This is a genomic window from Streptomyces sp. NPDC049627 (genome assembly GCF_044465645.1).
GTDB lineage: Bacteria > Actinomycetota > Actinomycetes > Streptomycetales > Streptomycetaceae > Streptomyces.
The window spans coordinates 67450-88997 of the sequence record NZ_JBITLW010000014.1 but is presented as its reverse complement, the minus strand read 5'-3'; the positions used below and the strand labels follow the sequence as shown (position 1 = coordinate 88997).

20 protein-coding genes and 2 pseudogenes are annotated in these 21548 nt (G+C 67.8%); 13 read left to right on the top strand and 9 right to left on the bottom strand.

All coding sequences use genetic code 11. The features are described 5' to 3' along the window. Positions 1-535: 535 nt before the first annotated feature. On the bottom strand, positions 536-787 hold the full coding sequence (locus ACIBU0_RS33685; RefSeq protein ID WP_398826195.1) for a hypothetical protein: 252 nt from the start codon (positions 785-787) through the stop codon (positions 536-538). A 323-nt stretch (positions 788-1110) separates the two neighbouring features. Here ACIBU0_RS33685 and ACIBU0_RS33680 point away from each other — a divergent pair, with 323 nt between their 5' ends. Continuing rightward, a complete protein-coding gene (locus ACIBU0_RS33680) occupies positions 1111-1869 on the top strand; it encodes a DUF397 domain-containing protein (protein WP_398826192.1) in 759 nt (252 codons plus the stop codon). Between the two features lie 13 nt (positions 1870-1882). Here ACIBU0_RS33680 and ACIBU0_RS33675 read toward each other — a convergent pair whose 3' ends face one another. Beyond that, positions 1883-2740 carry a helix-turn-helix domain-containing protein gene (locus ACIBU0_RS33675; protein ID WP_398826189.1) on the bottom strand — a complete coding sequence of 286 codons (858 nt, stop codon included), beginning with the start codon at positions 2738-2740 and terminating at the stop codon, positions 1883-1885. A 1419-nt stretch (positions 2741-4159) separates the two neighbouring features. Here ACIBU0_RS33675 and ACIBU0_RS33670 point away from each other — a divergent pair. After that, complete coding sequence (locus tag ACIBU0_RS33670) at positions 4160-5275, top strand: IS110 family transposase (RefSeq protein WP_398826186.1); 1116 nt, start codon at positions 4160-4162, stop codon at positions 5273-5275. Positions 5276-5538: 263 nt separating this feature from the next. Here ACIBU0_RS33670 and ACIBU0_RS33665 read toward each other — a convergent pair whose 3' ends face one another. The 4 genes and pseudogenes from ACIBU0_RS33665 to ACIBU0_RS33650 all read right to left on the bottom strand — a co-directional run. Continuing rightward, on the bottom strand, positions 5539-6537 hold the full coding sequence (locus tag ACIBU0_RS33665; RefSeq protein ID WP_398826183.1) for a tyrosinase family protein: 999 nt from the start codon (positions 6535-6537) through the stop codon (positions 5539-5541). Positions 6538-6878: 341 nt separating this feature from the next. Then, positions 6879-8963, bottom strand: a complete 2085-nt coding sequence (locus ACIBU0_RS33660; protein ID WP_398826180.1) for a hypothetical protein — start codon at positions 8961-8963, stop codon at positions 6879-6881. 22 nt (positions 8964-8985) lie between these two features. After that, positions 8986-9318 (bottom strand): hypothetical protein, encoded by a 333-nt coding sequence (locus ACIBU0_RS33655; RefSeq protein WP_398826177.1) that lies wholly within the window; start codon positions 9316-9318, stop codon positions 8986-8988. A gap of 439 nt (positions 9319-9757) precedes the next feature. Next, positions 9758-9997, bottom strand: a pseudogene (locus tag ACIBU0_RS33650) (multicopper oxidase domain-containing protein); the annotation flags it as partial. A 146-nt stretch (positions 9998-10143) separates the two neighbouring features. Here ACIBU0_RS33650 and ACIBU0_RS33645 point away from each other — a divergent pair. The 6 genes and pseudogenes from ACIBU0_RS33645 to ACIBU0_RS33620 all read left to right on the top strand — a co-directional run bounded on the left by ACIBU0_RS33645 (position 10144) and on the right by ACIBU0_RS33620 (position 13961). After that, complete coding sequence (locus ACIBU0_RS33645) at positions 10144-10335, top strand: hypothetical protein (protein ID WP_398826672.1); 192 nt, start codon at positions 10144-10146, stop codon at positions 10333-10335. Positions 10336-10417: 82 nt separating this feature from the next. Further along, positions 10418-10783: a hypothetical protein gene (locus ACIBU0_RS33640; protein ID WP_398826174.1), complete on the top strand. Its 366-nt coding sequence runs from the start codon at positions 10418-10420 to the stop codon at positions 10781-10783. Positions 10784-11317: 534 nt separating this feature from the next. After that, positions 11318-11950, top strand: coding sequence for a DUF3105 domain-containing protein (locus ACIBU0_RS33635; protein ID WP_398826171.1), 633 nt, complete (start codon positions 11318-11320; stop codon positions 11948-11950). A gap of 129 nt (positions 11951-12079) precedes the next feature. After that, positions 12080-12331, top strand: a pseudogene (locus ACIBU0_RS33630) (SAM-dependent methyltransferase); the annotation flags it as partial. Between the two features lie 19 nt (positions 12332-12350). Next, on the top strand, positions 12351-12728 hold the full coding sequence (locus ACIBU0_RS33625; RefSeq protein WP_398826169.1) for a class I SAM-dependent methyltransferase: 378 nt from the start codon (positions 12351-12353) through the stop codon (positions 12726-12728). Positions 12729-13205: 477 nt separating this feature from the next. Then, positions 13206-13961, top strand: a complete 756-nt coding sequence (locus tag ACIBU0_RS33620; protein ID WP_398826166.1) for a hypothetical protein — start codon at positions 13206-13208, stop codon at positions 13959-13961. Between the two features lie 64 nt (positions 13962-14025). On the opposite strand, the gene ACIBU0_RS33615 is transcribed toward ACIBU0_RS33620, so the two are convergent. After that, positions 14026-14457 carry a MerR family transcriptional regulator gene (locus ACIBU0_RS33615; RefSeq protein WP_398826163.1) on the bottom strand — a complete coding sequence of 144 codons (432 nt, stop codon included), beginning with the start codon at positions 14455-14457 and terminating at the stop codon, positions 14026-14028. A 28-nt stretch (positions 14458-14485) separates the two neighbouring features. On the opposite strand from ACIBU0_RS33615, the gene ACIBU0_RS33610 reads away from it, so the two are divergent. The 5 genes from ACIBU0_RS33610 (at position 14486) to ACIBU0_RS33590 (ending at position 19268) form a co-directional block, all read left to right on the top strand. Beyond that, entirely contained in the window at positions 14486-15265 is a 780-nt protein-coding gene (locus ACIBU0_RS33610; RefSeq protein WP_398826649.1) for a methyltransferase domain-containing protein, read from the top strand. Positions 15266-15425: 160 nt separating this feature from the next. Beyond that, positions 15426-15641 (top strand): hypothetical protein, encoded by a 216-nt coding sequence (locus ACIBU0_RS33605; protein WP_398826160.1) that lies wholly within the window; start codon positions 15426-15428, stop codon positions 15639-15641. A 146-nt stretch (positions 15642-15787) separates the two neighbouring features. Then, positions 15788-16219, top strand: coding sequence for a hypothetical protein (locus ACIBU0_RS33600; RefSeq protein WP_398826157.1), 432 nt, complete (start codon positions 15788-15790; stop codon positions 16217-16219). Positions 16220-16377: 158 nt separating this feature from the next. After that, complete coding sequence (locus tag ACIBU0_RS33595; protein ID WP_398826154.1) at positions 16378-17235, top strand: hypothetical protein; 858 nt, start codon at positions 16378-16380, stop codon at positions 17233-17235. 215 nt (positions 17236-17450) lie between these two features. Further along, on the top strand, positions 17451-19268 hold the full coding sequence (locus ACIBU0_RS33590) for a PA domain-containing protein (protein ID WP_398826151.1): 1818 nt from the start codon (positions 17451-17453) through the stop codon (positions 19266-19268). Between the two features lie 83 nt (positions 19269-19351). Here the strand turns inward: ACIBU0_RS33590 and ACIBU0_RS33585 are convergent, their stop codons facing one another. Together ACIBU0_RS33585 and ACIBU0_RS33580 are read right to left on the bottom strand one after the other, a co-directional pair. After that, positions 19352-19684 carry a hypothetical protein gene (locus ACIBU0_RS33585; RefSeq protein WP_398826148.1) on the bottom strand — a complete coding sequence of 111 codons (333 nt, stop codon included), beginning with the start codon at positions 19682-19684 and terminating at the stop codon, positions 19352-19354. Between the two features lie 21 nt (positions 19685-19705). After that, positions 19706-21352 (bottom strand): hypothetical protein, encoded by a 1647-nt coding sequence (locus ACIBU0_RS33580; protein ID WP_398826145.1) that lies wholly within the window; start codon positions 21350-21352, stop codon positions 19706-19708. Positions 21353-21548: the final 196 nt, after the last annotated feature.

The following is a 21548-nucleotide window of genomic DNA, read 5'->3' as shown; positions in this document are numbered from 1 at the left end:
TATGGACACAGCGGTGACGACCCCGCCGGCCAGCAGCACGCTCCGGCGCCGCCACCACGGCCGCACCCCCACCGGCTTCGCCCCGTCGCCCAGCTCTGGACCCTGCACGGATTTCGGACCAGTCACACTCCACCCCGCTCGCTCGATGGCGCGGAGCCGCGCCCCGCTGCCGACTGGATCACCAGAGCAGGTTGGGATGAAGGTGGAATGAAACCGGTCGGCCCGGCCCCAGCGGTCCCGGGCAGCGCCCGCCGGTCCGGCGCTCGGGGCCTGCCCTCCTCGACCAGCTTCGGGGTCGGCTCGGGCAGCAACGGCTCGATCGGTGACCGCAGTTCATCCGACACGATCCGGGGCCGCGACTTGGGTTCGGCCGGAAGGCCTGTCTCCCGTGCGGGCCTGCCCAGCGAAAGTCACTGCTGCTGGGACTGCGGGTCTGGGCGTTGCCGCGGTGGGCGCAGGCGCACGTCCACGCCTCGCGTGCCCCCGACTTCGACTGTGAGTACACGCGGTGACATGGGCGGGGCTGTGCCGGGAGTCAAGTGCGACGCAGCAGGGTGGCGGCACTGGTGATGCCTGTGGTGGCGACGAGGCCGGCGGTGGTCGCCGCGGTGGTGTGATCGGGCACCAGGATCAGGGTGAGCAGGGCGCAGGTGAGAGCGCCGATGACAATGATCAGTGCGACGGCGGTCAGCGCGGTCCAGGCCTGCTCCCGCCCGGCAGCGGGCTCGGGTGCCTCGGCGGCCGGTGGTGCGGGGGCAGGCTCGGGGGGAGGACAGGACTGGTCCATCAGGTCTCCGGGCGGGCAGGGGAGGAAGACGTGTGTCTTCCTCCCGGAGGGGAATGAGAGAAGCGCCGGTGGCAGCCGGCCTTACTTTTTTCACTTCCCGCCCGGGCTCCGAAAGAATCCATTCCGGTTTAGACTGCGCAGCCTCCGCAAATCGCGTTCCCGGCACGGTTGTTCTGTTCCGGGTTGGATGTTCGGGGCGTGTTGTTCTCTGTTCGGACGTGAACCAGTGGTATACATGCGCGCATGGTCCCGAATGATGTCTTTCGGGACCATGCAGGGATCATTCGGCTATTGGCGGCCTGCTGCCACAGGGGGTTCCACCAGTGCTTCTCTCGCCCGCCCGCACCATCTGTGTGAACGGATGGCACGGCGACCGATCACGCTTGAGATATCCCCCATTGTGCCATGTGGCAAACCGGCGGGTGGAGTTTTCGGGCGCAGCATTCTTGCGGGCTGCCTTCGGGTACCTGCTGGCTTGCTTCCCACGCTTTGGTCTTCTCCACTTCGGGGGGCCGGCCCTCGCTCTGTCCCCGATCGGGCGATGCGCGACAAGCCCTCCGGCTCACGTCGTCCGCACGGCGAGCCGTCGCACTGCCGGCGCGCGCGCCGCCCCGCAAGCCCCGCGCCCGCCCAGGCGCCGGTCGGATGGTGCACTGCTTTTCCCGTGCCGTCGACTCGCCCTACTCGCTCCGCGACAGCCTGTTCGGTTCCGCCCGCATCCCGTCGCGCAGCATGCGGGGGTTTGCGCCTCCGCACTCGGTCGCCGGACGGGCCGTGCCGCGAGTCAACGGCTTCACTACCGCGGGGCGTCGCTTCGGGGAAGTCTCGCGGGTTGCCGTTCTGATCGTGGTAACCTCCCTCGTCGTTTCTCAGAAAAAGGTAGAGAAGTGCTCCGTACTGATGGCATTTGGGTTAAGAGTTCGCATAGTGAGTCGGGTGCCTGCGTCGAGGTTTCCCTCCGGGAGAGGCTGAGCGTACGCGATTCGAAGGATCCGCGCCTTGCCGGGTTTTCCTTTGACGTGACGGTCTGGTCGGCCTTTATTTCCGCGGTGCACGCACCGGACGCCTTTCCGCGCAAGTGATGTGGAATGCGGGTCAGTCGGCGAAATCGCCGAGAAGGACGTCCTCGGTAAGGGGGAGGGCGATGCCGCTGCGCTCGACCTGAAGGAAGGCGTCGAGATAGTCGGCTGGGTCCCTCCGGCCGCCGCCTGCCACGTGCTCATAGAGGAGGAACTCGCCGTCTGTGGTCTCCAGGTAGGCGACCGGGTCTCCATCCTCGAACGTGAACACCTGATACGGCGTTCGGAAAAAGGGATAGGCGCCCGCCGTGAACGGCACATAATAGACCGTCACGTTGGGTAACTCGCTGACCCTGAGGAGGGTTTCGCACTGCTGCCGCATGATCTCGCTGCTGCCGATCGTGCGGCGCAGGACGGATTCATCCAGGATGAAAAAGAACTCCGCCTGCTGTGACGACAGGATCTGCTGACGCCGGATGCGCAGTTCGATGCGATGCTCGGCCGCCTCGGGACGGTCCTCTTCGATCGTCTGCAGCAACGACCGGGCGTATTCTTCCGTTTGGACCAGCCCCGGCATGACATTGCGCTCAAAGGCCCGCACGATCGTGGCGGACTCCTCGTACGCGATGTAAGCCTCCAGCGCAGGTGTCATCACCCCCCTGTACGGAGCGAACCAAGGCGGCCGACGCGCGGCCCGGGCCAGCTCGACGAGCTCCTCACGCGCGTCGGGGGACAGGGCGTAGGCTTCCGCCAGTGCCATGGCGTCCGTGATGCTGACACCGATCTTTCCGTTCTCGATGCGGATCACCTTCGACGGCGACCAGCTGAAACGATCAGCCACCTGCTGCTGGGTCAGTGCCGCTGCCTCCCGGGCCCTCTTGAGCCGATCCCGTAGCCGCTGCCGAAGAAACATCGGATTCTCTGACACGGTCACGTCCTCGCCCCCTTGAGTCTCAACGACCACACGGCGCCTGCCCCGTGGCCGAGGTCGATGCCGCACACCATCGATGGCGGGCGCCACATCGATCCGACGCGAAGTGTCCTCTGGCACCGCGCAGCCTGTCCGAAGCGAGCGTATCCAGCTGACACCCGTCCAAGAGTCGGCTCGTGAGTGTCACCCTGGCCGACGTCCACACGATGGCGTGCTAGGTAGCAGAGTCCTTCTCCCGGCACCGGACGGCAAGACGTCCACCGGCCCTCCGCCGCCCACTTCAAAGCAGCCACCGTGACCAGGCTGGTCGACATCAACACGACCAGCGATCAGGTCGTCCGCCAGTCCTCGGCGAACACGGCACGCTCGCCCCGACCGGCAGCTTCGGCGTTGACGCCGCAATCAGCGGCGACGGCACCCTGATGGCAAGGTTCACGACCGACCGGCCGACGGCGCGGTGGCGGTGGCGGTCGCGGTCGCGGTCGTGGTTCGTGGTCGCGGTTCGTGGCCGTGGTCACGTCGCCGGCGCTCATGCTCGGCACCCCGGGCTCGGTCGCCTCGTTGATCTACCGCAGCATGAGCGCGGTGTGTACTTGCGGCCCGCAGTTCGTCGACGACGGGCTTCGCACGGTGGCCCGGGCCAAGCGCAGAGGGCCGGCGTCCACGAGAGCCGGCGTGGGCGGCAGCGCCTTAACGAGCGACGTGCCGAACTGGCACGCGATCACCCCTATCCTTCATGTCGAACACATGTGCTGTGAAGGGGGTGTTGGCATCGAGGACCGCTGGGTGAGTTCGGTAGCCGGTGGGCTGGCTGAGTGTGTCAATGGGTGCGCCGCGAAGTGGACTTTGCGTCCGTGAGGGCATGGCGGGACAGATCGGCGGCGAGGCCAGTGCGGGTCGGCGTCGCCGCTGGTCGGCTCGGAGTTCGAAGTCGCCGTAGCTGTTGTCGGCGGCGTTGACGGTCACTCCGGGTGCCGCGATCTCACGCCGACTTGGAGCGGTAGCCGCCCCCGCCGGGCCCGGCCTGCCACCGCAGTACACGGCCATGAGCGGGCCACGCAAACCTCGACCTACCCGGAGACCTCCTTGTTTCGCGCATGTGCTGTCGGCACTGGGCGTCGGTTGTCGAATGGGCTCGATTGCCGATCGTGTTTGAACACAGGGGCCGATGTGTTGTGAGGGGCGGGAGGATAGACGGGTGCTGTCCCGGGTCGTGGGGTCTGACTCATGATTTCTCTGACCGAGGTGTCTTGGTGTCACAGTGTCGGCCGTTGACCGGGGATGGTGCGTTATCGGTGCCGGGCTGGCGGGGTGTGTCCCTATAGGGGCCTGCCGATCGTTGTGGCGTTTTTACGATTCTGACCGTCTGACGCGGCCGGTACCGGCAACGCGACATGGCATCGGACCGGAACGGGAACGGGCATGTCCGGTACGACCGTGCCCAGTACGTCGCCTGCTCCGAAGACCCGTCGTCGCCGCCCTTCGGGGGAGGCGGTGCTGGGAGTGGACACGCACCGCGATGCCCATATGGCTGCGGTGCTCTCCTTGAGGGGGGCCGTGCTTGCCACCGACGAGTTCCCGGCTACCGCGGCTGGATACCGCGATCTGCTGAAGTGGGCCAGGAAGTTGGGCGTGGTGAGGCGGGCCGGGGTGGAGGGGACCGGCTCCTACGGGGCGTCCCTGTCGCGCTATCTGCTGGCCCAGGGCGTAGACGTGTTGGACGTGAACCGGATGGGCCGGGCAGATCGCCGTCGGCGCGGCAAATCGGATCCGCTCGATGCCCAGAACGCGGCCAGGGCCGTATTGAGCGGGCGGACGTGCGCGCGGGCCAAAGCGGGCGACGGTCCGGTGCAGATCGCGCGGATGTACAAACTCACGAAGGCGTCGGCCGTCAAAGCCCGTACGCAGGCCATCAATCAGCTCAAGGCCGTCCTCGTCACCGCTGATCCCGTCTTGCGGGAAGAACTGGCCGGACTGGGCAATGCCGAAGTCTTCCGTACCTGTGCGCGGTTCACCGACGTGAGTAGTCACGGGGATGTCGGTGAGGAGTCGGTGCTGCAGGCCACTCGGATCACGCTGGGCCTGCTGGCTGATCGGATCGGCCAGCTCTCCGAGCAGATCCGGGAGGTGGACGCTCGTATGGCCCGTCTTGTGGAATGCCATGCCCCGCAGCTGCTCGACGTGGTGGGGATCGGTCCGGATACGGCCGTCACTTTGCTGATCACGGTGGGGGACAACCCGGAGCGGTTGGACAGCGACGCGTCCTTCGCCGCTTTGTGCGGGGTCAGTCCCGTCGAGCGCTCTTCGGGACGCCGGCAGTTCCGTCGCCTCAACGGTGGTGGTGACCATCAGGCCAACGCGGCCCTCCACCGCATCGTCTTCACCCGCCTGCGGGTCGACCCACGCACCCAGGACTACTACGAGCGGCGGATCAAGGAGGGCAAGACCCGGCGTGAAATCGTCCGTTGCCTCAAACGCCATGCGGCCCGGGAGGTCTTCCACCTGGTCGGACAGCTACAGCCAGAACCCCGCTCGTAGGGGCTGTGTGAGACGCAGAGGCTCCGCCGGTTTGCTCTTGGGTTCTAGTGGTCGTCGCAATGCCCCAGCTCAAGGGGTGCGGAACGTCGGGCGGACGAGGGAGGCGATCCGCCTGTGCCGTCGGTGTGGGGCGCTGCCTGGTGAACTGTTGTTCTACCACTCCGTCGGCGGGATGGTGACATGCGGCCAGCGTGCGGCGCCGGGCCTGCGGCCCTCGTCAGGCAGATCCTGCGGCAGCGGCTCGGGCATACCGTGCTTGGCGCCTAGCCGTGCTGGTGGCCGGCGGCCAGGGACGTGTGCAGGGCTGCGGCGTCCCCGAGCGCGTGGCGCAGTTCGTCCAACTGCTGTGCCGTGAGCGGGCCGTCGGCCACTGGCTGGAGCGTGTCGTACTGCGGCGGCGTGACGATGCTGGGGTGCCGGTAGTCCTTCACCTGCCGCTGACTCTCCGGCCGCACCCAGGGGCGCGTCCTCCCCGAGCCGTCCCAAGGCTGGAGCCTGCGCACGTACCACTCGGGGTTGCCGGGATCGTCCCCGTACACGGTGGCGGGGTCAAGCCGGGTGGCCGGGTCCTGGTACTGCCACATCGCGAACAGGCGGTCCACGTTCGAGTGGAGCAGGAAGACAAACGGGTCACGGAAGGACGTGTGGGCTTCGCCGATCGTGCCGCCGATGTACCCGTGGGCGTAGTCATGGCAGCGTTCGAGACGGATGCGCATGCTCAGGTAGTTCGACGAGCGGATGATCTCACTGTCCCCGAAGGGCAGGACCAGCGGCTTCTCGCTCCAGTCGTCGGGCACCTCGCGCTTGAGGCTGCGCGGCGGGTCGAAGGGATGGCCGTGCGCGACGTCCTCGACTTCCTCGCCGCGGTAGGGGTCGGCCTGCGGCTTGTAGAGGTCGTCGAGCCAGGGTTCTCCCGCTTCTCCTGATTTCGACCCCATGAATTGCGGGGTGAAGAGCGGAGCGGGATCCGTGGTCCAGTCCCAGTAGTGCAGCGACAGCTTTGGATCGACCTCCCGGAGCAGCTGCTCGAAGCGGTTGCAGAGCTCACGGTGCCACGGCAGGAACTCCGGCCCCTGGTGGACGTGCGTCGCCTGGTGGATCTCATCCTGCTTGAACCACCGACTGACGCCACCGGGCGGGAACTCGTCCCGAGTTCCCGGGTAGGGCCTCTTGTTCAATTCCTTGATGGCCTTGACCATCGCGTCTCGTTCGTCGTCGTCCACCTCAGCGACATTGCGGCGGATGCCGTCACCTCTGATCACGGGATCACTCCTTTCCGGCGTTGAGAGCCGGGTCAGCGAGTGGCGGAGGGTGCTGAGCGGCGTCATCGTTCAACGTGCAACGGTTGAATCGATTTCATGCGCTTGGAGGGCGTAACTACCTTTCCAGTGAGGCATAAGAGGCACTGGCGCGCACGTGGATCAAATAGCCGGGCGAAGCGCCCCGGCCGGGCAATCCGGCAGCTCACCCAGCAACTGGCGGACCTGACCGCGGCTACTCGGCCGACGTCGGCCGGTCGGTGCTTGCCGTCGAGAGGAAGGCGGCGGGTCGGCGACTGCTAGCCGCCGACCCGGTGTTTTTCGTCTTCAGTTGTGATGCGCCGTCAGTGGTGGACCAGGGCGCTGGGCATGATGCCCTCGTAGCCGCGCAGTGCACCCGGCTCCGGCTGGTCCCCGGCTGCGGAGATCCGCGTCACGGAGTCGAGGCGGTTGACGGCCTCCCGCAGATGCGGGGCACCGCCAAGGGCCACGTACTTTCCGACTTCGGGGTGGAGAAGGGTGGCGGCGACGTCGTTGTCGGTGCGGGACTGCGGGTAGTTCACCCAGATCTCGGCGGTCGCCCTCGCCCCGACGGGCACTGTGCCCTGTGCCCAGAGGAGTTCGACCTCGACGAGGTGACGACCCGGTGTGGCGAAGGCGAATCCGTCCGAGTCCCAGTACACCCTGGCTTCGGCGCGCCGGTCGCTGTTCGCTTCGAGGGGCTGCAGGGCTACGTGGTCCGTGCGGATCACAAGCGACCGCAGCGTCTTCTGCCGCCCCTGGGGATCGGTGATCCGGACGAACGCGTGCTGCGCCTCGACACCGAGGTCGGAGGGGACGGGGATGGGCAGACTCGTCCGGTTGGACAGCGTCCACGAAAGGCGCAGCGGCTCACCGAGGTCGATCTTGTCGTGGTCCACCTCGAGTTTCAGGTGCAGCTCGTCAGGGCTGAAATAGAGCCGGTCCGCCGACGGAACGCTCGAGCTGTGGCCGGAGCCGAAGGTCATCCCACCGGGCCGAACGGCCGGGTCCGGCCAGTGGATCAGGTGGTGCCGGACATGCTCGTTGAACGCGAGGTTGATGTCCGTGGGGAAGACTCCCGGAGGGCCGCCCAGCACGTTCGCGACGCTGGGCGTCGTCGTCATGATGGAGTTGTCGGCGCCACCCTCCTGCTCCTGGTGGACCTGGTTGAAGCCATGTCCCAGCTCGTGGCAGGCGCTGCGCATGAACGCCCGCGGTACGTTGCGCTGCCGCTGGTCCGCAGCGGAGCCGAAGAACTGGGACTCGTTCGAGGGGTAGCCGTCGTCGCAGAAGCTGGCCACGCCCTCACGCGGGACGTCGATCGTGTCGTACATGAGGCCACGGCCGCAGCCCAGCTTCGCGGGTACGACGACCAGGTGCATCCGCCATTCCTTGTCCAGGTCGGTCGTCGGTTTGCGCACGGCCTGCATGAGCTGGTGCAGGTCCGCGTTGTTCCAGCAGTTGGTGCTGGTGACGCCGTCGGGCACGGGGATCCCGGTCTGGTCGTACTCGACCGAAACGTCCCAGTTGGCGGAGGCGAACGCGGTGCGGATGTCCTCCGTCCCGGTGCCGGATGCGTCGGACACGGGCTGCGGCGCGACCGCTCCGGCCAGGGTGTCCACCTCCACCGTGGCACGCCGGAAGTACGGGGAAACCCACCGCATGGTGACCCTGCCCCGAGGAGTACCCGCCTCCATGAGACTCCCCTCGAAGGTGGGTCCGCCGAGGATCGGAGGGGCGGGCACGGGGTGCAGCACCATCGTGAACGTGCGGCTCGGGCTGGACGGGAACGTGCCGTTGAACGAGCCTGGTGAGGGCTGGGTGTAGCGATACTCCTCCACGGTCAGCGTCACCTGGCGGGGACCGGGCGGGAACAGCGGGCTGTGCCGGATCCCCGTCACCTTCAGGTAGGAGTAGTACTTGTTCCTCGGGTGGACGGGGATTTCACGACGCCCCAGGGCCATGGGTTCGAGGCTGGCCAGGACAGCCGGCGAGTGACCCGACTCGACCGCTCCCGCGTGCCCGTTGCCGGAAACCGGCAGTGGGAACGGAAGGTTCAAGAAGCGATACAGGTCGCCGCTCGCGGTGGTGCTGGTGCCCTTCCGCTCCACCCGCAGCGTCCCCCGGTACGACACCAGCGCCGGCGAGGGCAGGATGGTCAGCTCGTAGCAGCCCTGACTGAGTCCGACGCGGGGGAAGGGGAACGGAGGGAACGGCGCCGTCTCGGGATGGTCGGCGAACTCGGCGGAGGGCGATACTCCGCCCGGGGACACTTCTCCCGAGCCCATGTCTTCGCCCGTCTCGATGGGCTCTGCGAGGGGCACCGCGCCGATGCCGACCGCGGTGGCCGGCAGGGCGGGCTCGAACTCGGACGTATGAGGATGGTCCGAGGTGATCCTGTCGTTCATGCTTCCTCTTTCGGCTGCGCCTCTACTCCGGGGCGGGCGGAACGGCGGAAGCCGCGCGGCGATAGGAGAACTCGCACCCATCGGCGTCACGGAAGGTGAGCACATCGTCGGACAGCACGTAGCCGTACTGCGCGAGTTCGTCACTGGCCGTGGCGATACGCACTGCCCCGGGGCCGTCCTCGCGCCAGATCCCCGCGTCCCAGACGATGAACCCCTGGCCGGCACCTCTGGTGCCGAGGTACGTGCCCGGGAGGAACTCCAGGATCTCGGGATACCGGCGATCACACGCCGCGCCAGAGGTCTCCTCGCGTGGCATCTTCACCCAGCGACCGACCAGGGCCGACTCTCCGGCCATACCGAACTCCCGCAACACCGCTCCAAAGGGCCTTCACCCTCAGCGAGGTCATACGCTCGTCACAGGGCTTCCAGATCCACACTCGGATCCCTCCAGGACAACGGCAACTCGGATTACCCCTGTCGGATGCGGCGGCCGGAGGAAGCGTGCTTCCAAGGGCCTGGGCAATCCAGTCTGCGTAGGTCTGCACGTCGTCCGCGAGAGGACTCATACCTGCATGATCGCGGTCCCCTTGCTTCGCCGGGCAAACCGTCGTGCCCCGTCACAACGAGGTCGGGCCGTAATTCCGTTACCGCATGGACAGCTTGACCGCCGGCCACGGCTGCCACGCCTTCGATGTCGTGCGCTGCATTGAGGACAGCACGTCACTGGAACGACGGCCGGGGCGCCAGGGCGGGCGGACGACGCGGCCCGCCCCGGCACTGCAGGTGCCGATGGCTCAAGCCTGGTAGGCCACAAGGGCCATCATCCCGGCCTCGCCGTGGTAGGCGTTGTGGCAGTGCAGCATCCACTGGCCGGGGTTGTCCGCGTCGAAGACGACGGACACCGTCTTCTTGGGCAGGACGATGGTGGTGTCCTTGCGCGGGCCGGAGCTGCCGAGCTGGTAGGTGTGGCCGTGCAGGTGCATGGGATGCCACATGTCGGTGGTGTTGACGAAGTCGAGACGGACGCGCTGGCCATGACCATCGAGGGGCAGGCCGTGGTGTCTGTGCCGGCAGTAAACGCGTCCTGCCCGGGTGAGCCTGCGTGCGAGTGCGTGGAGGGCATCGGCGCGGAGTGGGCCATCGTGCGGCCTGCCATGGTGGATGCCGGGGTGTCCGGGACGTGCGAGATCTCGTGGTGCACGAGCACGGCGAGGAGAGCGCACAGGGTGACGAGCATGCCGCGGATCCAGCGGACGACACCGCCGGTCGGCAACCACGGGACGAGACCGCCCTCAACGTCACCCACCCGTCCGGCCGCACTCGGACGCTGAAGGCCCGGGCGTGCGGGACGGATGTTTCGTCGCCCCGGTGACCTGGCGCACGGGTCTCAACCTCCTCACCGTGCGGGCCGAAGCCGACGGCTGGCGGGGCGGCCAGGACACGCTGCGCGTGATGTGGCCGCTGAAGCCGGACGCGGCCCAGCTCACCCGCACGTCAAGGCGATGCGCGACGCCGGCCGCTTCACGCTGCCCGAACTCGTCGCCAGCGACGCCGACCGCCTGCGCACCGCGCCCACCAGCCTGACCACCGACGGCAAGACGTTCATCGCCTCCGAGCCCTACGACCAGGGCACCGCACCGCAGAGCTCACGCTTCACGGACGCCGACGGCAACACCGTCCTTGCGCTCGGCTTCCCCGGCGAACGCCTCGCGCTGGAGTTGACCCTCGACGACAAGGGCCGGATCGTACGGGAGACCCTGGTCGCCCCCAACCACCTGATCCAGCGCACCTTCCGCTACCCCGAACACGGCGAGGGGTAGGAGGATTGCAGCATGGTCAGGCCACATCCGTCACGCTCTCCCCGCCGGTTCACTGGCGTGCGCGGTGCGCTGCTCGCGGTCCTGGCCTGCGTGCTGGTGCTGATGGTGGGCGGCAGTGCCCTGGCGGTCTGCACCAGCCCCGGTGGCATGGCACAGGCGGCTTCGTCCGCGGCAATGGCCGAGATGCCGGATCACGTCTGCCCCCACCCTGTGGGGGCGGGCGCCCCGGAAGGCGACTGTGCGGGTGGCGGACTCGCGAAGCCGGTCGCACTGCAAGCACCCCCTTCGCCGAACGCTCTTCCAGCCGTCCCGGTGGAGTGGTCCTGGCTCCGGCCCGTCGCTGCGAACGAGTCAGGCCCTCCCGCGTCCGGAGCGCCGCCGCCAACCCCTGATCTGCACGTCCTCCAGATCCAGCGGACCTAGTCCGGATGCCCGCACGGCCGAACCCGGCTGTGCTCTCACCCACGCCATCCGAGACCAAACGTATGACCGCCGTGACCGCCCCATGCGGTGCGGCGGGGACAAGGACATTCCATGGGTTCCGCCAAGTCGAAGGCACAGAAGGCGGCTCGCCGCGCCCGCATCGAGGAGATGCGGCGCGCGCAGCAGGCACGCGAGCGCCGTAACAGGATCATCGCCATCGCAGCCTCGGTCGTGATCGTCGCCGGACTCGTCGTCGGCGGCTGGTATCTGCTGGACGCCGCGAACGACAAGGAGCAGGAGCAGGCCGCTCCCGTGCGCGGCGAACAGACCTGGTCGAAGCTGAGCCAGAAGCACGTCGACAACAACGTCGCCTATCCGATGAGCCCGGGTGCGGGCGGCGACCACAACAAGGTCTGGCAGAACTGCGACGGAAACGTGTACGACGAGGCGATACAGGACGAGAACGCCGTGCACTCCCTGGAGCACGGCGCGGTCTGGGTCACCTACAACGACAAGGCGTCCGCTGCCGATGTCTCCTCATTGAAGGAGAAGGTGTCCAAGACCCCTTACACCCTGATGAGCCCTTACAAGGACCAGTCGTCGCCGATCACGCTCACCGCCTGGGGCCACCAACTGAAGGTGGACAAGGCGTCCGACGCGCGAGTGGCGGAGTTCTTCGACAAGTACGTCCAGGGCTCGCAGACTCCCGAGCCGGGCGCCGCTTGCACTGGTGGAATCGGCTGATGAGCTGAGGTGGGGTCGGCGGTGGATACGGTGGTTCCCCGGAGCCGCCGCCGTGCCTGCGCTCTCGTGGCGCAGGCAGCACCCCGTCAATGGCGTGCGTCCGGCAACCCGGCCAGGACATGAAGACCAATGAACCGAGAGGCGCTCGTCATGTCGCCTGCTGAGGACCACGAGCGGCTGCGCCGCTACTGGGACCGGCACGCCCGCTCCTACGACAGACAGGTGCGTTGCTTCGACCGGAAGCTGTTCGGCGAAAGCCGTACTTGGATCTGCTCCCAGGCCACCGGCCAGGTCCTGGAGGTCGCCATCGGCACCGGCCCTCAATCTCCCCCTCTATCCGGCCGACTCCGGCTCACCGGCATCGAGTGGAGTCCGGCCATGCTGGACATCGCCCGCCGTCGTGCCGAGCAGCTGGGACTGCAGCCGGATTTTGCGGCAGGCCGACGCCCAAGCACGGCCGTTTCCCGACGCTTCGTTCGACACCGTCGTGTCCACACTCTCGCTGTGTGCCATCCCCGACGACCGGCAGCCCGTCGCCGAGATGATCCGCGTCCTTCGCCCTGGCGGTCGACTGTTGCTCCTTGACCATGTCATTGGCCTGGCCTGGTCCGTGCGGGCCGTCCAACGGCTTCTGGAACTGGTCACCGTCCCCCTGGGCGGTGAGCACTTCCGGCGCCGTCCGCTCGTGCACGTCCGGGCGGTGGGCCTGCAGATCGAGCAGCGCGACCGGTTCAAACTCGGCATCGTCGAGCGCATCGCCGCCCGCAAGCCGGCTTGAGCTGCTGCGAGGCTCCTATCCGTGCGGTGTCCTGTGCACTGCACGTGTGCTGCCTGCCTGATGCGTGGTGACGGACACCGACGCCCCTGAGGCGCCAGCGAACGACCTGAGTTGAGCCAGGTTCACGGAGCCGAGACGAGTACGGCTCTGCTGCTGAGGCGCTTTTACCGCTGCGGCCGACCGTGGGCGTCACATCTCTCGCTGCCTGACTGCTAAAGCGCTTGGCACATTTTTGCGGCAGTGGTCATGACAAAAAATCGACTGTTGCCTTACGCTACACGCGATCGATTCACGCGGGTCGATCAGAGTCCCACCGGCATGCCCGCTTCACACGCGTGTTTCGCATGCCGTCTCACCTGCACGGTTCGTCACCACCGCACCACCGCAAGGTAGTTCGCGATCCTGGCTGTGCCGTCGACGCAGGGGCGTGACCGGGGTCGCGCGCGGCTTTAATCCCGATCACAGAGGAGACCCCTCGTGCGCCTGAAGCTGCTCGCCGCTGCCCTCACCGCGGCCGCCGCCACTCTGACGTCCACCACCTCCGCCCAGGCCGGCCACTCATGGGGCAGCTACCACTGGGCCCGCACCGCCAACCCCTTCACCCTCAAGCTCGGCGACAACCTCGCCTCAGGCTGGAAGAGCTACCTGGGCACCGCCTCGAACGACTGGTCCCAGTCCTCGGTGCTCAACACCACCGTCGTCACCGGGCAGTCGAACAACAACTGCCGGGCCACCAGCGGCCGGGTCGAGGTGTGCAACAGAACCTACGGCAACAACGGTTGGCTGGGCCTGGCTTCGATATCGGCGAATGGCACCCACATCACCTCGGGCACGGTCAAGGTCAACGACACGTATTTCAACACCGCGACGTACAACAGCCCGTCCTGGAAGACCCTCGTGATGTGCCAGGAGGTCGGGCATACCTTCGGCCTGGCTCACCAGGACGAGGGCCAGACCAACCCCAACCTGGGCACGTGCATGGACTACACGAACAACCCCGACGGGCCGCCCAGCAACCTCCACCCGAACGCTCACGACTTCACCCAGCTGGAGTCCATCTACGCGCACCTCGACTCGACCAGCACCGTCGACCATTCTGCGGCGGTGCCGACGGTCGGTAACAGCAAGGCGAGTTGGGGCAAGCGCGTGGCGCGCAGCGCCCACGGCGATACCTATGTCCGGGACTTCGGCAAGGGCAGCAAGGTGATCACGTTCGTGATCTGGGCGGGCTGAGGTCCGTGGTCCGGGTGGCGGGCCGGGGCCGGATCGGCTCCGGCCCGCCACCCGGCCGCCGTGTTCACACCGGGACGTGGACCGGGGCGTCGGGCCCGATGCGTTCGGCGACCATTTGCCGGAAGTGCGAGCACTGGGTGAAGTCTTCGTGGTCGCAGTCCAGGGCACATTCGATGAGCTCGAGGGAAGCCTGGGCGGCTGCGATGTGCGAACGCAGGGTCTCGGCCTCATGGCGCAGGATGTTCCGCCGCGCGGCGGGATTGGTCGTGGCGGCCAGAGAGCGGATGGTGTCGAGAGAGAGACCGGCTTCCTTGGCTCGGAGGATGACTGCCACGCGAGTGAGGTCGGCGGTGCGGTAGCGGCGGCGGCCGGCGGCATCGCGTACGGGGGACAGCAGACCCATCGTCTCCCAGTGGCGCAGGACATGGGTGGCCAGACCGAACCGCTCCGCCAGGTCGCCGATGCTCAGGGTCTTGTTTTCGCCGCTTGACTTCATGCCGACATTAAGTCGCAGCCTGGCGGTCATGTCCAAGGAACTGACCAACGAACAGGGAACCGAACACGAGGCGGATCAGCTCATCGCCCTCCTCGACGCCGTCGACCGGCTGCCTGGGGCCGCCGAACTACGGTCCCGCTCCTACGAGTTGCTCGTCATCGCGCCGGGTGCGACGGCCGTTGATGTCGGCTGCGGTGCTGGGCGAGCCGTGGCCGAGCTGACCGAAGCGGGTGTGAAAACCGTCGGCGTGGATCCGGACGAGCGAATGATCGAGGTGGCCCGGCGGCGGTGGCCCGAGGCCGATTTCCGGACTGCGGGCGCGTACGAGCTGCCTTTCGCCGACAGCACGATGGACGGCTATCGTGCGGACAAGGTCTTCCACGAACTGGCCGAGCCCGAGCGGGCATTGGACGAGGCGCGCAGGGTCCTCGCACCGGACGGGCGGATCGTGCTGGTCGGACAGGACTGGGACACGTTCGTCATCGACTCCGACGATCCGGCCCTCACCCGCACGATCGTGCATGCCCGGGCCGACCTGGTACCGGGGCCGCGCACGGCACGCCGCTACCGCAATCTCCTGCTGGCCGCGGGCTTTGAGGCGGTGACCGTCGAGGTCCACACGGGGGTGTTCACCGGGCCGGTGATGCTGCCCATGCTGGTCGGCCTGGCCGAAGGGGCCTGCGCGGCCGGGGCGGTGAACCGCGCGCAGGCGGATGAGTGGATCGCCGAGCAGCGGGCTCGTGCCGAGGTCGACCGGATCTTCCTTGCCCTGCCGATGTTCGTTGCCGCGGCGACGGCCCAGCGGTGAATCCGGGTTCGGCCGGTCGATATGACGGGCATCGCGGCACGCCCCCGCGTCGCCTGCGGGTTCAGTTGCAAACAGTCGCAGCCGGGGCGCAGCCGCACGCGTCGGCCTCGGTGCCGGCGGACGGTGTGCCACTGCGGCGGCGGGGTCCGCGCAGCAGCCCTTGTCCGGCCAGAACACCTTCCACGAGGTCGGCGGTTCGATCGGCGTCGCCGTCATGTCCACGGTGGCCGCGGCAGGCATCGAGCGCGGCGCGATCGACGGCTTCACGGACGCGTTCACGCTCAGCGTGGTCGCGGCAGCGGTGAGCGCGCTGGTCGCCGTATTCCTGGTACCGCGCGGGAAGCCGCAGATGATCGGCGGACCGCACGTGCACTGAAATCCCTGCTGCCCGGCAGCAGGCGGAGCCCGCGGGCGGGGCGCACACACCCCGCTCGCCATGGGCACCGTGCTCTCGGTACCCTCGGAGCCGACCAACGGCAATCATGGGCGCCCGAGCGGCGTTCCTCAGGGCGGCAGGGACGCGTGGGCAGCAGCGTGAAGGCGGGCATCGTCGCTCTGCGTCTCGTACTGCTCGCCGTGTTGCTGCTCGGCGTCGGCGTTGTGCACACGTTGAGCCACGCAGGAGTGCATGAAGGTGTGGCGGCGTCGGTGGTGTCCGGCGCCGTCCCAACCAGCCACCAGACACACGCGGCTCCAGAAGAGGGCGGCATTCCTGAAGCCGTGGCGGATGCCGCATCCTTTGTGGAGCGGGACGATTCCCCGCATGCGGCACACGAGGGCCACACCACCGTCGCCGAGTGTTTCGCCCTGATCCCGTCAGGACCGTGGCTGCTCGCGCCGTCCGGTAGCGCGATGCGCGGCGTGGACGCGAGCGCCGAGGCATTCCGCGGAGCTCTGCCACCCGATTTCATCCCGGACTTCAAGCCCTCACGCTCTTCGGTACTGCGGATTTAGAGCATCAGGGATCGCAGGCGCACGCCCCGGGCGCAGCGCCGTCGGCACGCCGGACCCTCTCGACCCGGCCCTGCCTTCCGTTCCTTTTACTGCCCCTGCTCTGCCGAGGTCCGACGCGTCACACCGGCACGTCGGTCCTGCTCTGAAAGGCGTCCTACGTGTCCCAGCACCACCTTGCCGATCGCTCTGCCACGCCCGCATCCCCGCAGCCGTACGGTTCCTACCCCGCTTCGCCCGCATCGCCGAATCCGTCGTCCCCCATGCCCCCGCAGCGCACGCGGCACCGGACGGAGCCGACCCCCTCCCCGACGGCAGGGGGCCGACGGGGCGGTCGCCGCCGAGCCCCGAAGCGGACACCCCTGCTCGGCAACTACCTCGGCTACGCGGCGACGTTTGTCGGCGCCGGCCTGATCAGCGGCGCCATCGTGCACCACCCGCTGGATCCGGCGCGCTACACCCTCATCGCCGTCATCGGCGCGGCCGTCTTTCTCTTCGCGACCTTGCTGAATGAGTTCGTCCTCAAACGGGAGCGCCCCGGCGCGACCAAAGTGGCGGGCATCGTCGTCGCGTCCCTGGCGCTGTCCTTCGGCATCGGCATGCTCAGCGGCGGACTGCAGCATTTCGAGGACTTCCCCGAACGGGCCGCGATGCTCATTCCCTTCGGGCTCACTCTCTCCTTCATCGCCTACGTGCTGCGGCATGAGCCTGCCCGGTGGCGCAGCATCGTCGGTCCGGCGGGCGTGCTGGTGGTGATCACCGCAGCCCTGGCGTTCGTCGGGTTGCGCGGTATTGCCGAGGGGATGGCCGCTGAGTCGGAGGGCGACGGGCACAGCCACAGTCACGGCGAGGAGAGCGCAGAGGAGACCGGAGTCCCGAAGGCGGAACCGGAAGAAGGCGAGCCGACTCAGGACCACGAGCCGGAGGGTCGGGAGCCGAGTACGAGGCCCTCGCAGAGCGATACCGCCGCTGAAGAAGCCGAAGAGGCTGGACATACCGAAGACGGCCACAGTCACTGACGCCGCACCACGTGACTGTTGAGGGCGCACAAGCCCCAAGTACTGCTAAATACATTCGTGTTAAACGGCTTCCCCGCTTGTCCGGGAAGAAGTAGGTTCCCGGTGCCCGGCCTGATCGGCCGGGCACCGCCTCGTTACAGGTGTGCGGGCAACACCCGCATCGCAGGGGAGGGACCATGCGCAACAGACAGAGACGCACGGCCGTTCGACTTGTCATGATCACATCTCTCGTGGCGGCCGGACTCAGCGGCGTCGCCCAGGCCCACGACGGCGTCAGTTCCACGGACGGCGCCATCGACAACGCACAGGCCACGCACGCGCACGACCAGCACGGGGGGAGCGGGGGCCACCTGCCGGCGAGCAGTGACAACGTACGCCTCGTCAGCAAGCTCCAACTCGACTCCGTCGAAGGCAAGATCGCCGACGTCGGGGTCTACAAGGGATACGCCTACCTCGCCTCCTGGGGTGGCGTCGGCTGCGACAACACCGGCGTCCACGTCGTCGACATCCGCAACCCGGGCAAGCCGAAGAAGGCCGCCTTCATCCCGCAGACGGGCAGCGCCCCCGGCGAAGGCATCCAGACCATCCACATCAGTACGCCCGCCTTCAACGGCGACATCCTCGTCACCAACAACGAGATCTGCGGCGACGGCGGCGTGGGCGGCATGAACATCTACGACGTCACCGACCCGGTCCACCCCAAGACCCTGGCCCACGGCGTCGGCGACTTCACCCTCGGCGACGAGACGACCGCGCTGGCCCGCGAGATCCACAGCGCCTTCGCGTGGGATGCGGGCGAGAAGGCGTACGCCGTCCTCGTCGACAACGAAGAGGGCACCGACGTCGACATCATGGACATCACCGACCCGACGAAGGCCACCCTGGTCGCCGAGTACGACCTCGACGAGGCCTTCCCGCAGATCGTCCAGTCGGCACCGGCCAACCTCACCGAGATTTTCCTGCACGACATGGTCGTCAAGAACATCCATGGACGGCAGATCATGGCCGCCTCCTACTGGGACGCCGGATACGTCCTGCTCGACGTGACCGACCCGAAGAAGATCAAATACCTCGGCGACACCGACTTCACCGATCCCGACCCCGAGGCGGCCGAGAGCGGCCTGACCGTGGCGCCCGAAGGCAACGGCCACCAGGCCGAGTTCACCCTCGACAACCGCTATGTCATCGGCGCCGACGAGGACTTCGGCCCCTACGCGCTGTCGGCCCGCAACGTCACCGACAACACCGCCATCACCGCGGGCCAGGGGATCCCGCTGGCGCCGGGCCGCACGGTCACCGGCGGCTCGGTGTACGTCGGGCGTGCCTGCAACGGCGACACGGCTGTCCCGGCCGGCGATCCGGCCGCGGTGGACGTCGCCGTCGTCGAGCGCGGCGTCTGCACCTTCACCGAGAAGGTCGCCAACGTCGAGGCGGCGGGCGGCTACGACGCCATCCTCGTCTTCAACCGCACCGGCAGCGACGCCTGCGACGCACAGTCCGGCATGAGTGTCGAGGGCACTCTGCCCACCTTCGGCGTCGCCCCGCGCAGCCAGGGCTTCACGATCTTCGACCAGCCCTACAGCAACGCCGACTGCCTGGCCGGCACCGGTCCGGCGACCGTCCCGGTGCCGGTCGGCACGAAGGGCGACCAGCTCACCTTCTCCTCGCACTTCGACGGCTGGGGTTACGTCCACCTCTACCGCAACGAGCGCGGCAAGATGACCGAGCTCGACACCTACGCCATCCCGGAGGGCCACGACCCGGCGTACGCCTCCGGCTTCGGTGATCTGTCCGTCCACGAGGTGGCGACCTCGCAGGTCCGCTCCGATCTGGCGTACTTCTCGTACTACGCGGGCGGCTTCCGGGTCACGAAGATCAAGAACAACAAGCTGGTCGAGGTCGGCCACTTCATCGACAAGGGGGGCAACAACTTCTGGGGTGTCCAGACGTTCAACTGCGGCGGCCAGGAGTACGTCGCCGCGTCCGACCGCGACTACGGGCTCTACATCTTCAAGTACACCGGACAGCAGTGACCTGATCTGGTGAGATCAAGCTCAGGGCTCCCACCGGATTCCGGTGGGAGCCCTGGAATGCGTGACCGGGACGCGCCGCAAGGTCAGCTGACGACCGGACCCGCGCCCGGCGCGATGTCGACCTCGATCGCCGCGGGGAACGCTTGCGGTTCCGGCGCATACGCGGACGGTGCCGGTCCAGCCGAACGGACCTCACCCGCCGGCACGTCCGACTCGCTGCCGCCGGTCTGCGGTGGGGCAAGAGAGGCCCTCAGCTCGGGTGGTTGAGGAGCACGGTCCGCCCCGGCGTCGACCGCGTCGGCGGGGACGGACGCCGGCGCGCCCACCTCACCTGCCAAGGGATACGGCTGGGCGGTGCCGGCCTGGCCGACCCTGATGTCGGCCGGTCCTTCGGACACTTCGATCGTCAGACGCATGGTCATCCTCCGTTCAGCCCGTCAGCGCAGCCGCGCGAAGTGCAGTTCGTAGCCGGTGGCTACCGAGCCGGTGTTCCGGACCGTGATCCAGTAGGTGAAGGTCCCGTTCCCGGCGCGCTCGATCTCCACCGAGGAGGTCACCTTCCCACCGGCCGTCGTCGGACGCGCCGACCATTCGATGTGCCAGACCGGCGACCAGTTGAACGTGAACACGGACTGCGTCTGGCCCGGTTGAAGGCTTCCGTTGTACTGCACACCGGTGACATTGAGGTCGTACGGCGTCACCTGGTGCCGGTGCAGCGAGGTGTAGCCGCCGCCGGTGAGCTCGGTGATCTCGCCGGGCTGCGGTTCCCGGCGCAGCGGGCCGAGGGTGGTGTCGACCGACAGCAGGCCCTTGGTGGCGGCGCGGAAGTCCGCCTCGAAGCGGCGGCGCAGCTGGTCGATGCGGTCGGCCAGGTCGTGCGCCCGGGCGAAGTCCTTGGTGAGCAGGCAGAAGCCGTGCTTGAACTGCTTCTGGGCGGCCTGCGCGGCGGGGATGCGTGGCCCGTTGGCCCACAGGAAGTTGTCGATCTCCAGCCGCTTCTTGTTCGTGGTGAACGTGTTGCCGGACACGTTGGTGATGTTCGACAGCAGGTTCATGTCGCCGACCTCGTCCGGGCCCATCGCGCCCATGAGATAGAGGTCGAGCTCGCAGTACTCCCGCTGGTCTGAGGCGAGCGAGATGCGCTGGAACTGGCCGCCGCCGACGTCCACCCAGTCGAAGACGTCGTAGTCCATGGGGGAGCGGTCGTCGTCGAACTCCTGCGCCCAGTGGGCGAATCCGCCCAGCATGTGATCGGTCAGGTTCGGCCCGTTCTGCGCGTCCCGGTACGGCACGAAGCTGCTCCACCGGTGTCCCTGCTCCTGCAGCATGACGTACCGCCAGGCCCCGAAGTGGCCCTGGTTGAGGAAGAGGATCCCCTGGAGCTTGTTCGAGCCGAGTGCCGGGCGGTTGCTGAAGACCGGGTAGCCGATGCCCTGCGTGTCGTTGTGGATCGGCCAGTACCAGGAGGACCCGCCCTGCGGTGGCATGCCGCTGGCGGTGTCGGTGAAGAACGTCACGAAGTCGTAGATGTCCGGGTTCTTGAGCCGGAACAGCTTGTACGCCCGGACGAAGTCCACCTCCGGCTGACCATTGATGGTCTGCACGAGAGTGCCGTCGTCCTGGATGACCTCGACATCGCCGTAGTCGTGGATCGAGCCCTGGAAGGGCAGCTCCCGGCCGTTCTGCGCGGCCGTCCACTGCTCGTGCAGGCGTGCACGGTCGATGCTCATCATGTCGACGGTGTGCCGGTGGGAGTCGCTGACGCCCAGCGCTTCGGTGGGGGAATCCGGGCCGTACGGTGCGACCACGTCCGTCCCCATGCCCTCGAACTCGCGCGGCACGAGGACGGCCTGGTCGTCCTTCTCCAGCTGTGCCTTGTCCAGCTTCTCCTTCACGTAGACGACCAGCGCGGTCTGACCGGCCTGCGCCTGACCACCCACGCGCCGCTCGCCGATGCCGACCCCGATGACGTTGGGGTCGGAGTAGAACTGGCGGCGCGCCCGTTCCAGCACCTCGGCGGGCGTCGACTCACCTGGGATCCGGTAGTTCTCCGGGCCGGCCTTCGCCGTGTCCTTCGGGGACATAAGTCCCTCCCTTCCGGCGGCGGCCATGCAGATCCCCGGAGCGCCGAAGGGAAGGGCCTCACGTCGTGGCTGAAATGCCTGACCTTGTCCCCCGCGGCCTGCGCCCCCCTGACCCGTCCTTGGCCCTGCCGCCTTTCCGGCCCTGTTCTGTGCGCCCGAATTTTCGGGCTTCTTTGGAATACATCCGGCGCTCCCT

Excerpts from the sequence above, each read along its gene's own strand:
- ACIBU0_RS33685 (WP_398826195.1), bottom strand. The coding sequence starts at position 787 with ATGGACCAGTCCTGTCCTCCCCCCGAGCCTGCCCCCGCACCACCGGCC.
- ACIBU0_RS33670 (WP_398826186.1), top strand. The coding sequence starts at position 4,160 with ATGTCCGGTACGACCGTGCCCAGTACGTCGCCTGCTCCGAAGACCCGT.
- ACIBU0_RS33615 (WP_398826163.1), bottom strand. The coding sequence starts at position 14,457 with ATGAAGTCAAGCGGCGAAAACAAGACCCTGAGCATCGGCGACCTGGCG.
- ACIBU0_RS33585 (WP_398826148.1), bottom strand. The coding sequence starts at position 19,684 with ATGCGTCTGACGATCGAAGTGTCCGAAGGACCGGCCGACATCAGGGTC.
- ACIBU0_RS33635 (WP_398826171.1), top strand. The coding sequence starts at position 11,318 with ATGGGTTCCGCCAAGTCGAAGGCACAGAAGGCGGCTCGCCGCGCCCGC.
- ACIBU0_RS33590 (WP_398826151.1), top strand. The coding sequence starts at position 17,451 with ATGATCACATCTCTCGTGGCGGCCGGACTCAGCGGCGTCGCCCAGGCC.
- ACIBU0_RS33655 (WP_398826177.1), bottom strand. The coding sequence starts at position 9,318 with ATGGCCGGAGAGTCGGCCCTGGTCGGTCGCTGGGTGAAGATGCCACGC.
- ACIBU0_RS33580 (WP_398826145.1), bottom strand. The coding sequence starts at position 21,352 with ATGTCCCCGAAGGACACGGCGAAGGCCGGCCCGGAGAACTACCGGATC.
- ACIBU0_RS33660 (WP_398826180.1), bottom strand. The coding sequence starts at position 8,963 with ATGAACGACAGGATCACCTCGGACCATCCTCATACGTCCGAGTTCGAG.
- ACIBU0_RS33610 (WP_398826649.1), top strand. The coding sequence starts at position 14,486 with ATGTCCAAGGAACTGACCAACGAACAGGGAACCGAACACGAGGCGGAT.